At 41.3% G+C, this 12,869-nt stretch carries 9 protein-coding genes; all 9 read right to left on the bottom strand.

Annotated features, from left to right (window positions below; genetic code table 11):
* Positions 1-130: 130 nt before the first annotated feature.
* A complete protein-coding gene (locus tag QNI22_RS15130) occupies positions 131-1,531 on the bottom strand; it encodes a hypothetical protein (RefSeq protein ID WP_314511795.1) in 1,401 nt (466 codons plus the stop codon).
* Between the two features lie 30 nt (positions 1,532-1,561).
* On the bottom strand, positions 1,562-2,584 hold the full coding sequence (locus QNI22_RS15125) for a glycosyltransferase family 4 protein (protein ID WP_314511794.1): 1,023 nt from the start codon (positions 2,582-2,584) through the stop codon (positions 1,562-1,564).
* Positions 2,585-2,625: 41 nt separating this feature from the next.
* The gene (locus QNI22_RS15120) at positions 2,626-4,092 is read right to left on the bottom strand and encodes a lipopolysaccharide biosynthesis protein (RefSeq protein WP_314511792.1); all 1,467 of its coding nucleotides are present in this window, start codon (positions 4,090-4,092) and stop codon (positions 2,626-2,628) included.
* Between the two features lie 657 nt (positions 4,093-4,749).
* Entirely contained in the window at positions 4,750-5,658 is a 909-nt protein-coding gene (locus QNI22_RS15115; protein WP_314511790.1) for a polysaccharide pyruvyl transferase family protein, read from the bottom strand.
* Positions 5,659-5,716: 58 nt separating this feature from the next.
* Positions 5,717-6,625, bottom strand: coding sequence for a glycosyltransferase family 2 protein (locus QNI22_RS15110; RefSeq protein ID WP_313986933.1), 909 nt, complete (start codon positions 6,623-6,625; stop codon positions 5,717-5,719).
* Between the two features lie 61 nt (positions 6,626-6,686).
* Positions 6,687-9,023, bottom strand: coding sequence for a GumC family protein (locus QNI22_RS15105; protein ID WP_314511788.1), 2,337 nt, complete (start codon positions 9,021-9,023; stop codon positions 6,687-6,689).
* A 9-nt stretch (positions 9,024-9,032) separates the two neighbouring features.
* Positions 9,033-9,818, bottom strand: coding sequence for a polysaccharide biosynthesis/export family protein (locus QNI22_RS15100; protein ID WP_314511786.1), 786 nt, complete (start codon positions 9,816-9,818; stop codon positions 9,033-9,035).
* A gap of 276 nt (positions 9,819-10,094) precedes the next feature.
* Entirely contained in the window at positions 10,095-11,144 is a 1,050-nt protein-coding gene (locus QNI22_RS15095; RefSeq protein WP_314511785.1) for an NAD-dependent epimerase/dehydratase family protein, read from the bottom strand.
* 31 nt (positions 11,145-11,175) lie between these two features.
* The gene (locus QNI22_RS15090) at positions 11,176-12,633 is read right to left on the bottom strand and encodes an exopolysaccharide biosynthesis polyprenyl glycosylphosphotransferase (RefSeq protein WP_314511782.1); all 1,458 of its coding nucleotides are present in this window, start codon (positions 12,631-12,633) and stop codon (positions 11,176-11,178) included.
* Positions 12,634-12,869: the final 236 nt, after the last annotated feature.

Genomic DNA, 12,869 nt, shown 5'->3' with positions numbered 1-12,869 from the left:
TTTCAGAAGGACAAAAAGAGAAAGCCTGTCGCCTGAACAAAAGAGTAACGTCTGTGTCCACACAAGGTGTTTGTTTCAGAAAGACAAAGGATATTCCTTTCTCAAAGAATGCTCTCTGAGTATCCCTTTTCTAAGCAGATACTAGTTCTTTCTGTATTAATTCTTCCTGTGGTTTTTGTTTGGCTTTGGTCAGTAGTTGACTATATAAAACTTTGAAAAGCATCATTCCAGGCAATAAGGCCTGTACAGTTTCCAGGTAGTTTTCGAATGTCGAGATAAATACCAGCATGATCAGTAATACGCCCATGGCAAAAGCCAGATAGGTATTGACCTTGTTTTTTCTCTCTTTAAAAAACACAAAGAGCAAACGGATCTTCATAAAGAAATACAGGATACATCCCAGAAAAAGACCAATTCCTATAAATCCAAACTCAGCAAACAGAGAAAGTATTGAAAAGAATGGTCTGTGCATGGTTGAGTTTCCATACCGATCGGAACCGTGGGTATACTCTAACCATGTATGCTGAAATAGTTTCCGGAAAGGCTCAGATACTTCATTGGGCAGGAAATTCATTTTTGAACCATAGTAATTGCCCGAGCTAATCAAGCCAGCCCTGCTGGAATATTGCCCTGGCCCCAAGCCGATCAGAGACACCAGCGGATATTGCTCTGGTAGCTTATCAAAAGCATTATCCATCGCTTCGAACTTGGGGGAATCCCGATCCTGGTAAATCTGAAAAAACACAGCGGTTGTTTTTGAAATACCCGGAAAGAAAAACTCCAGCGGAAGCAGCATCAGCAAGGCCATAGCCACACCTCCTATTATCTTGGATAAGTCACTGAAAATAAGGTTTTTTCGATAAAACAAAATGGTAAACAATAACGCCCAGACCAGACTCACAAATACATGTAACACTCCAGCCAGCATGATCGACAACAGACCTATCAGTACTACATAATAATATTTGCGTTGCTGTAATACATAAGGTATAAACAGGAAGATGAAGAAAATCATACTGATCACAAAGATCTGATTTCCAAATCCGGCATTGCCATTCAGTATAGCATCTATCCCAATAGTACCCTGTACCGAGTCGCCATTGATGATGTAGGTGATGCCTGTTACAGTCACAATCACAAACTGCAGAATGCCTATGATTCCTTCTATCAAGATAATCCACTTTAAAACAGGAGCATATTTCTCATAGGAAAAAGCCGAACTGATACCTCTTCCGGGAATTACCAGCAAGAGAAAAAAGGTACTGTAGGTAAAGATGGCAACTACACTGTTTCCCAACAGAAAAGATGTTCCCTGATATAGGTAAATGATATAATAAAATCCCAGCAGTACTACTATGCCTGTGATAGCCATTAAGGTACGTTGCAGCACTCTACCTGAAGAAGAACGTACAATAAACCAGAATAACGCAACAAATGGCACTACATATGAAAAGATCTTGATAGGCAATAAGCTGAGGCTCAATGCCACCATGAAAGATTCAAAATAGGGCTTTGCATATTTTTCGTTCATATAGCTGACTTAGTAATAATATGCCCTCTGTCAGGCGATTGCTTCATGCAGTTGCTCTAACCGATTGGCGTACATTTCGATATATAATTCACTATACAGATGTGCAATGGACTGGGGAGTAAACCGCTCGCGGTTAACACGCCCGTTTTCCAGCAACTGTTCCCGGTATTCATCATCTTCAATCACCCGCAGGATACCCTCCCGAATGGAGGATATATCAAAGGGGTCTACGAGACAAGCTGCGTTGTCTGCAATTTCAGGCATAGAAGAAACATTGCTTGTCACTACTGGCCGTTCCACCATGTTTGCTTCTACAATAGGCAATCCAAACCCTTCGAAGGTGGATACAAATACCAGCATATCGCTCTGTATGTATTCCTGAAGTACCTCTTCATCTGTCAGATTGGATTTCCAGGAGTAATCAATTTTATGTTTTTCCAGTAAAGCCAGCATATCTGCAGAAGGCTGTCCGATAATCCGAAGTGCACACGAAATGCCTTCCAAGGCTGGAATCAAACGACTCAGGTTTTTATTGGGTTTTACGCCTATATGCAGCAATACAGGCTTACGTTTAGTAAAAGCTTTTGGATGTGGTGTAAAGTGGGGAGAGATGCAGTTATAAATCACACGTATCTTCTCTTCCGGATAATCGACATGTTTGAGCAACTCGTTTTTGGTTGTTTGTGAAATCACTGTTACCATCCCAGATCTGTACATAGGAATCTTTAACCAGAACCACCGGTGAACGGCCTTCTTCAAGGCGTTGGTAGAGTACATCAGGTTTATATCGTGAATCGTCAGGATGGTTTTGTTTTTTCTCAGAAAGAAAGTCAGATAATGTACATCGCCTGTCACATGGTTGATATCCCCCTGTGGCCTGAACAAGACTTCCAGTATATTGTATAACTTCTTGGTAATCCCGCTATTCACCTTTGAACTCACAATAGTTGTTGCTTCGATAAAAGAAGGCAAACTGTTACGAATGCTCTTGAACAGTATTTCTATACTGAACAACTTGGTTCCGGGATTTCTCTGAAAAAAAACAACTTTCATAGCCTATAGAAATAATAACTAATTGACATACAAAACCGGCTCTATACTTTCCGACTTCCTGAAACACGCAGGTACACACGTGATACAGAGTTAAACACAGGTGTTAATACAGATGGAAGAAGGAAATACAGCGCAACAAAAACAGTAACACTCCAGATCACACCCTGAATAGCAAACCAGATCCATTCCGGAGAGAGTACAGGAATTACTGCTGAAGAGATTGCCAGAATCAGGAATGTAACTCCCCCCATCCAAAATGGACGCGACAAATGTTGTAATGATCCCTGAATGCTTATTGGCGCTGTTTTTAAGGATAGCACATACGCCACAGGCAACAAGAGTAGACTTCGTACAATAGAAATATACCCCACATAAATCAATGGCAACTTACTTACAGCGGCTAACAATGCCAGGTTAATTACCACATTAATCAATGTAAATCGGACAACCAGATCAGGTCTTCCGGTACTGATCCATAAGGTATTTGTATAATAATAGATCATGTAGATAGTACCTCCGATAGACACCAGCTTAAGCAGATCTGCACTTTGTGCCCAGGTAGCGTTAAAGAAATACAGAATTGCCTCAGGTGACAGAAATACAATCAAGGCCAGAACTGGCAGCAACAAGGTAAAGCTGGATTCTATAGCCTTATAGAAATACTTTGTCAGTTGTGCTTTGTCATCTTGCACGGATGAAAAAAGTGGTAGCATTACTTTGTTGACAGATGTATTGGCGGTTTCGATGGTTGACTGAAATACCTTGTAACAGAAAGAGTATATACCTACGGCCTCTGTACCATGAAAGAATCCTATCAGTAGCTCAATGGAGTTCCGGCTGAAGTAGGTTAAAAAGTTGTTGATCATCATCTTGTAGGAGAAAGGAAACAGCTCCCGAAAATGATCAATGGAAAACGATAGCCGCGGTATCCATTTGGTCCAGAACCAGAACAATACGGTAGACAATCCCATAAATACCAGTTTCTGAAATACCAGTGCCCATACACCATATCCCATAAATGCCATCGTTAAGCTAACGACAGCCGCAGCCAGCAGACCTACAATCCGGATTCTGGCGATAAGCTTGAAATTCATCTCCCGGGTTAGCTGAGCTACTTGTACCAATCCGGATGGACCGATCAGAAAGACGAGGCCGGAGGTTTGTAGTACGGGTGTAAGCGAGGGTTCTTTGTAGATGTCTGCAATAAAAGGAGCAGACAAACAGAGTATCGCAAATACACTAGCCCCTAACCCTATATTGATCCAGAAGGCGGTATCCAGATGGGCACGTTCCAGTTTTTCTTTTTGTACAAGGGCAGCTACCATTCCTTGTTCTACCAGCACGTTTCCAAAATCAATAAAGGCGGTAGCAATGGCGACCAGTCCAAAATGGGTGGCACCTAATAATTTTGCCAGAATAAAGAAAACAAGTGTGGAGATGATCTTTATTCCAAAACCTTCAATGAAAGACCATACAATGCCTGTTTTTACTGTTTTCTGTTTATTCATTTGTAAGGGTTTTAAGCTGTTTACAGCATTTTAGATCTCTCTTCCTATATTTGTTCAGATTCCTGAACTTTGCTCTCCCGCTAACTTTTTCATTTTTTTCACTCTTCCTTCGTCTATTCATTGTCCCTCACATCATTCTTCCACAGGCCTCTTCATTTTTTGCTTGCCCAAAAAACAGGGCACCAAATGAGAATTTGGTGAGCCAGATTTGTGTGTGTGCAAAAAAGGGCACTTTTTCCCAATCCTTCCGCCCGCAAGGCCAAAGGCCAACCTCGCGGGAAAAAGACTCCCTACGCACCTACACTTCCGCACACGATTGAAGTCAACGTCACTCTCTTTGTGACGATAAAAAACCTTTCTCATCTCTATCTTCCTCCTTTTCCTTCTTTGTCCTCCTGAAATGAAAGTTCTCTTTTCATTCCTTCAGCCCCCTTCGCTGTCCTCCTGAAAGGATCTCGTGACAAGACCGGCGGCCTTTCCGACTGGAGTATATTTTTTTTCTCCCAGAAAGTAAATGCAACTCTATTTGTCACGAGTTTCTTTCAGAAGGACAGGGAGAGAAAGCCTGTCACCAGGACAACACTATCAACAGAGTGACGAGTACGTCCAAAAGAGAGTATTCTCAAAGTGTTTTTTCTTTATTACAGGCATCTTCTCCTAACTAAGAATGGTTGTGTACTTGCTCTTAACCTTTTCCAGGCGGTCTCTTAGTTCATCGGCGAGGGAGGTTACTACGCCGTTCTGGCTTAGAGAGGGTTTCGTATTTTTTATATCTGCGAACTGTTTCAGGGTTTCTTTCCACTTAAAATTTTTCTGATAGGATACAAAAGCCTTCGCCAGGTATTGGGTAGCCATATCACCGAGCATACCTTTGGTTTTTACCTGGATGATCTTTTCTGCTTCCTTGACTTCGCTATAGAGAGGAGGCATCTGAACAGGATTGTAGGTGGTCTGTATGGATTGTGTCCAGTCCTGCCATTTGAATTCACTGATATTCTTGTACCCTTTTACAGGTATCCAGGGTACTCTAAGTGTATCGGCTACTATGGCTCCATGCATGGCTTCGGTAATGATAACTTCAGACTTGAGTATCTCTTCCAGAATTCTGTCTTTGTGCCACATGGGGCTTATATAGTGGTAGCCAGCCTGTTCGCACAATCCGGCCCAGTCAAAGCGGGTTTCGCTTTCCCAATGCGGCATGTACGAAAAAGCATAGGTCTTTTTGTAGGAAGGGAATGAAAAATGTGACAACAACAAGGCTCCATCGGCTACTGCCATGGACTTATCCAGTCCCAGGTATTCGGCAGTGAGTGGCCCTCTTACACACATGATTTCATATGATGAATCTAGGCGGGGCTTCACACCATACTTACCATAACCTGTACTAAAGATTATCTTTCGGACGGCACTGCTGTTTTCCAGCAAGGGCAATCCAAACAATGAGCCTATACCAAAAAAGGAAACAGACGGATCCTCGTCAAAAAAGTCAGCTAACAATGTAGGAAAGATGGTTGCATTCAAGGCATCTCCAAAATTCACATTATCATCAAAATAGCAAAGTTTCATAAGCAAAAAGGTATAGGTTGTAGGATGTCACATCTAGGGTATTGGCAATTCCTTTCTTTCAGGAAGGTTGCGGCTGTACACGTCGAAACTTATTCAGAATCAGATCATAAAATTCCTTTCGGTTCCAGAGATACTTAAAATACATTTGAGCAGGGATGCTCACACTACGATCCCGAAGGCTATCTACAAAAGTTTCCAGAGCAAACTTTGTAAATGACCGTTGTTTAAATTGATGAAAAGAACTTTCCTTCCCCTGTTGTCTGAAATATGGTTCCCATTTGGCAAAGAAGGGTTCTACCTTCTTGAACTTTGCACGATACTGTTTGGATAGTCGCCCTGTTGAGTTATACATAAAATATGTCAGGCGTTCGTCACAATAATCTATTTTCATATCGTGCAATGTCATCCGCATCCATAAATCAATATCTTCTGCATGTTTTAATGTCAGATCAAACGCATTCAACTTTCGAATGGACGCATTTCGCATCAACATCGTAGATGGATTGGGCGGAGTCCAGCAATTGTCTACCAGCTGATACCATATATTGTCCTTAAACAGCTTGGTATGAGATGGAACCGTCTTATTTTCATACACTACCCAGGTTCCATTGTATACCAGATCCAGTTCCGGCTTCTTTGTAAAAAGCGCCATCTGCTTTTCCAGCTTGTGAGGGTCCCAGTAATCATCCGAATCCAGAAAGGCAATAAACTCTTCTTTCGCATGCATCACTCCTGTATTCCGGGTACCACTAGGCCCCTGATTTATTTCGTTTCGGACTACCCGTACCCAATCCTGATCCAGGTAATTGCTCTCTCTGAGAAAATCCTCTATCAGAAAAGAAGAGCAGTCATCCACTACAATAACCTCAGATGGTTGCAGTGTCTGTTTCTTCACAGAATCCAATGCCCGAATCAACTCCTCTTTGCGGTTAAAAACAGGTATTACTACAGAAATGGATGCAGCCATAAATTACTTCTGTTGAATAAAATCGGTTGTTAAGTTATTTGTTGAAGCCCTGCCAGATTCACTAGCTTGCAATCTTCTTATAGTAATTGGTAAGCTCTTTAGATACACGGGTTGCGTTGTATACAATCGCACTTTTATTCTTGAGATTATGGCGATTCAGAATAGTGTTCAGCCTTCCAATGTTCTCCCGTTTGGTGACATCACTGCGCACAACCACCAATGTATAATCCACACAACTTGCAAAAAGCAGGTAATCTGAGATTAACCCTACCGGACATGTATCTATAATAATATAGGTGTAGGTATGCCGTAGTTCTGCCAATAACTTCTCAAGAGAGCTACGCAGAAAGGCAGCCCGTGAACTTTCAGAAGCCTGTCCTGCACTGATTACATCCAGCGAAGGAATAGAAGTCTGGCTCACTACCACTTTTGATGGATCAGGAAGGAAGTCAATCAGACCAGGAGCGGTTTCCAGATTGAATACTGTCCCTACATCAGACTGATAAAAATCTGTATCGATCAGCAGTGTTTTATGTCCGGCTTTGGCAAAAGCTACGGCCAGGTTAATGGCACAATAGGTTTTACCCTCATTGCTGGCCATAGAGGTGATAGCTATTACCTGCTGATTTTTAAATCGTATGTAGTGACGGATTTCCTGAAAAGCACTGTCATTATACGGATGCGTAGTCAGTGGTCTGTATTTCTTGCTGTTAGAATCGAACATGATAGATGCAACCACAGAGAGGTTTGTCTCTTTTTCCAGCTGATCTTCACCTTCAATCCGCTTATGCATATAATCTTTCACAGATAAATAACCTGCCGGAAAGATCAGTCCCAGCAGAATAGCCATCAGATACGTCAGGGTTGCATTAGGCGAAACAGGTTTACTACCGACTTGGCGTGCCTGATCCACAATGCTTTTGTCTGGTGCACTGGAGGCAATAGCAATACTTGCCTCTGCACGTTTCTGAAGCAGGTACTTATAGACATCATCGTTTAGCTGAAACTTACGCTGAATTGTATTCAGATTGCGTTCGTTGGCAGGCAACTGGTTAATTCTGGCTTTTACTTCATCTACCCGATGCTGGTTTTCATTGAGAGCAATTTGCGAAGATTGAATCAAGCCCTGAACATTATCAGCTAATGTCTTTTTGGTATTGGAAATCTTCTGATCCAGCACTTTCAGTACAGGGTTGTTATCTGCGTTGGAGTTATAAGCCACAGATACCCGTTCCTTATTCAACGTATTGAGATCTTCGAGCAATTTGGTTAGACTAGGATCATTTATTCCGGCTGCAGAGGGCGTTACTACACCATCCATGGTAGCACTACGGGCCAGATAGTCAGCTATATACTGGTAGTACATAAGCTGTGTTTTACGGTCTACCTGCTTCTCTTCCAACTGGTTCAACAGATCTGTATAGGATTGAGCTGAAACACCTACATCAATCACATTGCTTTGTGACCTGAACTTTTCCAGCGAGCCTTCCACTTTGTTCAGTGTGTTCGATACCTTATCAATCTGGTTGTCTATGAAGCTGAGGGCGTTCATACCCAGCTGATTTCTTTTTTGCAGGTCATTATTGACATAGACACTGGAAAGCATATTCAGAAACAAAGCTTCCTTTTCCGGAACTGTTCCCTGCAATGATAAGCTCACAATGTTTGATTTTTCTGCAATGGGTGCCACACCCAGCTTTTGCTGATAGGATTCTGCCAGATCTTTTACCGAACGGTTTACAAAATAATAGTCATTCTTCCAGAATTCGGCTTCTCTGGTTTTTGCAGGCACCAGCATAAAACTGATAAGAGGGCTCACGAAAGGCTTGCCAATTACCCCTTTTTGAGAGAAGATAACTTCGTCCTGTATTCCCAACGGCTTTTGGGACCGATAGTCATATATGGTAGCATTGTGCTCCTGCACCTCTACAAGAAATGTATTCTTATCCAGAAAAGAGATTTGTATTGGGGCATCAATCAGTTGTGGTCTGTTTTTCAGCAACCGAATCTCGATGTCCTGATGATATACTTCTTTGGAAAAAAACTTTTCTACAGGTTTAAACTTTAACTTGCTGTCTGTCTTATATACGTTGGTATAGTTTTCAAGCTTCTCTACCGTTTGTTTTACTACAGAGTAAGAAGTAAGTATCCCAATTTCATCCTCTATAGCCGCGTTATTCTCCAACAGTTCAAGTCCATTGATAAACTTTTTGTCATCACTACCTTTTTCATTCAGGTTCTGTTCCTTTAGCTGCACAGAAGCCTGCACCATGTATTTTTTCTCAGTTGATCGTAAATATATAAATGCGACTACCAGCATCAGTCCTACACTGATAGCGAAAAAGTGCCACTTCCGAAGAAACTTTGCGAGCACTAATCGTACATCAATATCTTCCATAGCTTTATTCTATTTTAAATAATTGAGTATTAAAATTGTGCTGGAAATGGCACCAAAGAGTACCCCAAGTACTGACAAGGTATTGACATTGCTTCGGGCATATTTTGCTTTAAAAGGCTGCACATAAATAGCATCGTTAGGCATCAGGTAATAATATTTTGATGAGAGCACATCAGGATCATTTAAATCTATTACAATGGATTGGGTTCCCTCCTTTGTTTGTCGTACCAGCACAATGTTGGTACGGTTCCCGAAATCTGTAAGGTCACCTGCCATGGCTAAAGCATTCAACAACGTTGCATTGTCATTGTATATGTAATAGTATCCCGGATTATTCACTTCACCGAGAACGGTAACTTTGAAGCTAATCAGCTTTAAGAGAATGGTCACATTGCCGACATAGGTTTTCACTTTTTCCTGCACTGCTTTTTGTGCTTCTTCAACAGTCATACCAGCCACCTTTACTTTTCCTACTTCTGGCAAGGTTATATCTCCTTCGGCATTAATGGAATATCCATTTATATACAAACCCGCCGGATTCCACTGCTGCACACCATTTTCCGGTACTATATTGAAATAATCGGAGGTTTCTTTGTTTAGCGTTTTTATGCGTATTGATAAAACATCTGTTGGTTGCAGCTTGTACACAGGTAATGTGTTAGGCGTGGTAACAGGCGAACTTTTATTTAGTGACGGATTAGGAAAATAAACTATATGATGTTTGGGTATACAAGCATTTACTAAGAACCATAGCGCTATTATCTTGACTAAATTAAGTGCGTTTTTTATTCTCATAAGGTAAGTGGTATAATATGAAATTTGGTGTCTGATCTCACCCTGCCGTTTTAATCCTGTGTTTCAATCCGATTTGTGACTTTACACAAACATTTCTTATGAATTATGATCTCTTTTTTCCAACATATCTGTACTGAATGGCTAATAAGTGTCCTGTATTACCACCTAACACATGATTAAAGCGTAGGTGGTAATGTTGTTTATACTAGAAATAACCTGATATGGCAGACTGAGACAAGGCGTTTTTGCAGTATAGGGTCTATACTGTTTTAAAAATCATGCTTGCTGCATCTGATATGTTGGAGCAGTATAGAAATACCTCTTTCTCGGAATGTCAGGTTCAGGTTTACTCACCTGAGCACTGATGGTTTTGTACCAGTTTATAGTTTCTTCTACTCCCTGCTGGATAGAATATGGAGCTTTGCCCAATACGTTAATGGTGTCATCCATAGGAGTCACATAACTACTGGTCATACTTCGAAAGCGTCCACTGGTAATTGGAAAACGAATTTTAAAGGCAGTGAGAATATCCCCAATACTAGCCATAGTTTTTACCAGTCCTGTAGGGATTATATTTACTTTTTTACCTGTCAGAACCTGAGAAACTGTATTTACCCATTCTTTTAGTTCAAACGGCTCATCGCCAACATAAAAAACCTTTCCATTTACTTTTTCTTCTTCCAGCGTCAGTATCTGCATAATCTGAAAGACTACGTTATTTACATATCCATAGGATCGGATAACATTTTCCTTGGAAGGATGGAAGTACAGGCCAGACTTAAGCGTCTTAAAGAACACATCCCGATACCGTAAAGACCAAGGTCCCCAGATGGTTGTAGGACGAATAATGGTCCAGGAACAGGACAAGGAAGCGTGACGGGTAAATTGTTCTGTCAGGATTTTAGTCATCCCATACAGATTGACAGGATTATAATCTTCATCGTGTTGTGGATAATAGCCTGGCTGACATACAAACTGTGTAGAAGTTACGATAAGCCGCTCTATTGAAGGCGTGTTCTTCACACATTCCAGTACATGTCGCGTACCCTCGGTATTCTGAAGATAAGCAGCCATATCCTGTTGTTCGTCTGTATCAGCACGTGCAGCCAGATGTACTACATGTGTGGGTTGGTAATCAGAAAATACTTTTTGCAGTGCATCCTGATCCAGGATGTCACAATTGATCCAGTGTGGTTTATGCGACACATCCAAAGGCGGATTCCAGTCTACATTCACTACATCAATAGCATGTTTCAGGCAATAGGTTATCAGATTAGTCCCGATGAATCCAGATCCACCAGTAACTAAAAGTTTTGTATTGGTCATAAGTACAGGAAAAATTGACTACATGGATTTATTAATAGGCAAATTTCTCACCTACTATCATGTTCTTCACTGTGAGGAATATGATCTTGATGTCAAACCAGAAATTCCATTTTCTGATATACGCCAGGTCAAAATCAACCCGCTTCTGCATCAGATAGAGTTCTCTGGTTTCGCCTCGGTATCCTTTTACCTGAGCATAACCTGTAATACCAGGAGCTACGGCATGTCGCAAAGGATACTCCGGAATCAATTTGGAATAGTACTCCAGTTGACTGACCATATTAGGCCGGGGCCCTACAATAGACATATCACCTACAAGTACATTAAAAAACTGAGGCAATTCATCCAGGCTGGTCTTACGTAGAAACTGCCCTACAGCAGTGACACGAGGATCTTTGAAAGTAGCCTGAACTTCTGATTGATTATTAACACGCATGGTACGGAATTTCAGACATTTGAATGCCTTGTTCCGTTTGCCAGGCCGATGTTGCACAAAAAATATAGGACCTGGAGAAGACAGTTTTACTGCCAGTGCAATAATGGGTATCAGCCAGGAGAATATAAATACAATCACCATCAGCGAAAACACTATATCAAAGATGCGCTTCAGGATTGTATTGAATTTATTCTGCAATGGATGCAACCATTGATCGCACACCACCAGATCACCTACGTAACAAATGTTTTTTTGTTCTGGCCAGATATATCCTGAATTAGGTAGTATCAGACACCGGATAAAACATTGACCTGCAAAGTGTGAAATGGCTTCTACCTGTTCCTGCTGATGAGCGGGCAAGCTGATAAAAATATGCTGAATCTGATGTTCAATGCAATATTCTCTAAATTTCTGAAACTCTTCTTCAAAGTCTTTGTTCGGGTCAACCAGATGATCAAAGCTTCCGGCAAATTTACTTTCTCCCCACTTTCGTGTCAGTTTGTTAACTAGTTCCTGACTATAAATACCACTACTCACTACCACAAATTTTCCTGAAGCCAGTTGCAGTCCTTTCTGATAGGATACCTGATAGATACCACGGGCAACAATCAAAAGAACAATAATTCCCAGGTAACTCTGAATGAAAAAAGGATAATAGCCAATAGGCAACCGAAGAGCAGACAGTATCAATCCTACCATACTGCCATGAAGCAGCAAAGGTCCCCAAAGATTGGAAAAAGAAATTCCTTCTTTAAAGGAAAAACCTCTCCTCAGGTAGGATTTACTGGGCAAAAACGCAAACACCCACCATGCCAGGCAAAAGACAAGGGCAATAAGTGGGTAGGTAATTTTGAGGTGTACAGTGCGGGCCGGGTGCAGATCCAGCAGAAATTTGAATACACCATAGATAATAAGCGATTCAATACCTAATAACAAAAATCGGCCCCACTCATTACTCCGGGTATCAACCGCAGAATTAGCCTTTGACCATGCATAATTAGTTATGCCGAGGCTATTCCCCTGTACATTGTTTTGTAAAACGAATTCTTTCATAGCAACAGGTTTGTATGGTTTATTACAAATTCCTATGGTTTGATGGATCTGTTTGTTGTCTGTAAAAAGTGATGATAACAACAAACCCAGCCTGCCTGAAGAAAGTCCAGGCCTTTGAAACGGCTCAACATATTCCAGAACTAACACCGGTACCTTACCAGACTTAGATTGCTGAAAGCACCTGAAAGATGCAGTCACCCGGAATCAAAAATATGCACTTAAAAATACTTAGAATT

This window comes from Xanthocytophaga agilis, from assembly GCF_030068605.1.
Lineage (GTDB): Bacteria > Bacteroidota > Bacteroidia > Cytophagales > 172606-1 > Xanthocytophaga > Xanthocytophaga agilis.
Note: the sequence above shows the minus strand (reverse complement) of the source record. Positions and strands in the feature narration are given on the sequence as shown.

Excerpts from the sequence above, each read along its gene's own strand:
- QNI22_RS15130 (WP_314511795.1), bottom strand. The coding sequence starts at position 1,531 with ATGAACGAAAAATATGCAAAGCCCTATTTTGAATCTTTCATGGTGGCA.
- QNI22_RS15125 (WP_314511794.1), bottom strand. The coding sequence starts at position 2,584 with ATGAAAGTTGTTTTTTTTCAGAGAAATCCCGGAACCAAGTTGTTCAGT.
- QNI22_RS15120 (WP_314511792.1), bottom strand. The coding sequence starts at position 4,092 with ATGAATAAACAGAAAACAGTAAAAACAGGCATTGTATGGTCTTTCATT.
- QNI22_RS15115 (WP_314511790.1), bottom strand. The coding sequence starts at position 5,658 with ATGAAACTTTGCTATTTTGATGATAATGTGAATTTTGGAGATGCCTTG.
- QNI22_RS15110 (WP_313986933.1), bottom strand. The coding sequence starts at position 6,625 with ATGGCTGCATCCATTTCTGTAGTAATACCTGTTTTTAACCGCAAAGAG.
- QNI22_RS15105 (WP_314511788.1), bottom strand. The coding sequence starts at position 9,023 with ATGGAAGATATTGATGTACGATTAGTGCTCGCAAAGTTTCTTCGGAAG.
- QNI22_RS15100 (WP_314511786.1), bottom strand. The coding sequence starts at position 9,818 with ATGAGAATAAAAAACGCACTTAATTTAGTCAAGATAATAGCGCTATGG.
- QNI22_RS15095 (WP_314511785.1), bottom strand. The coding sequence starts at position 11,144 with ATGACCAATACAAAACTTTTAGTTACTGGTGGATCTGGATTCATCGGG.
- QNI22_RS15090 (WP_314511782.1), bottom strand. The coding sequence starts at position 12,633 with ATGAAAGAATTCGTTTTACAAAACAATGTACAGGGGAATAGCCTCGGC.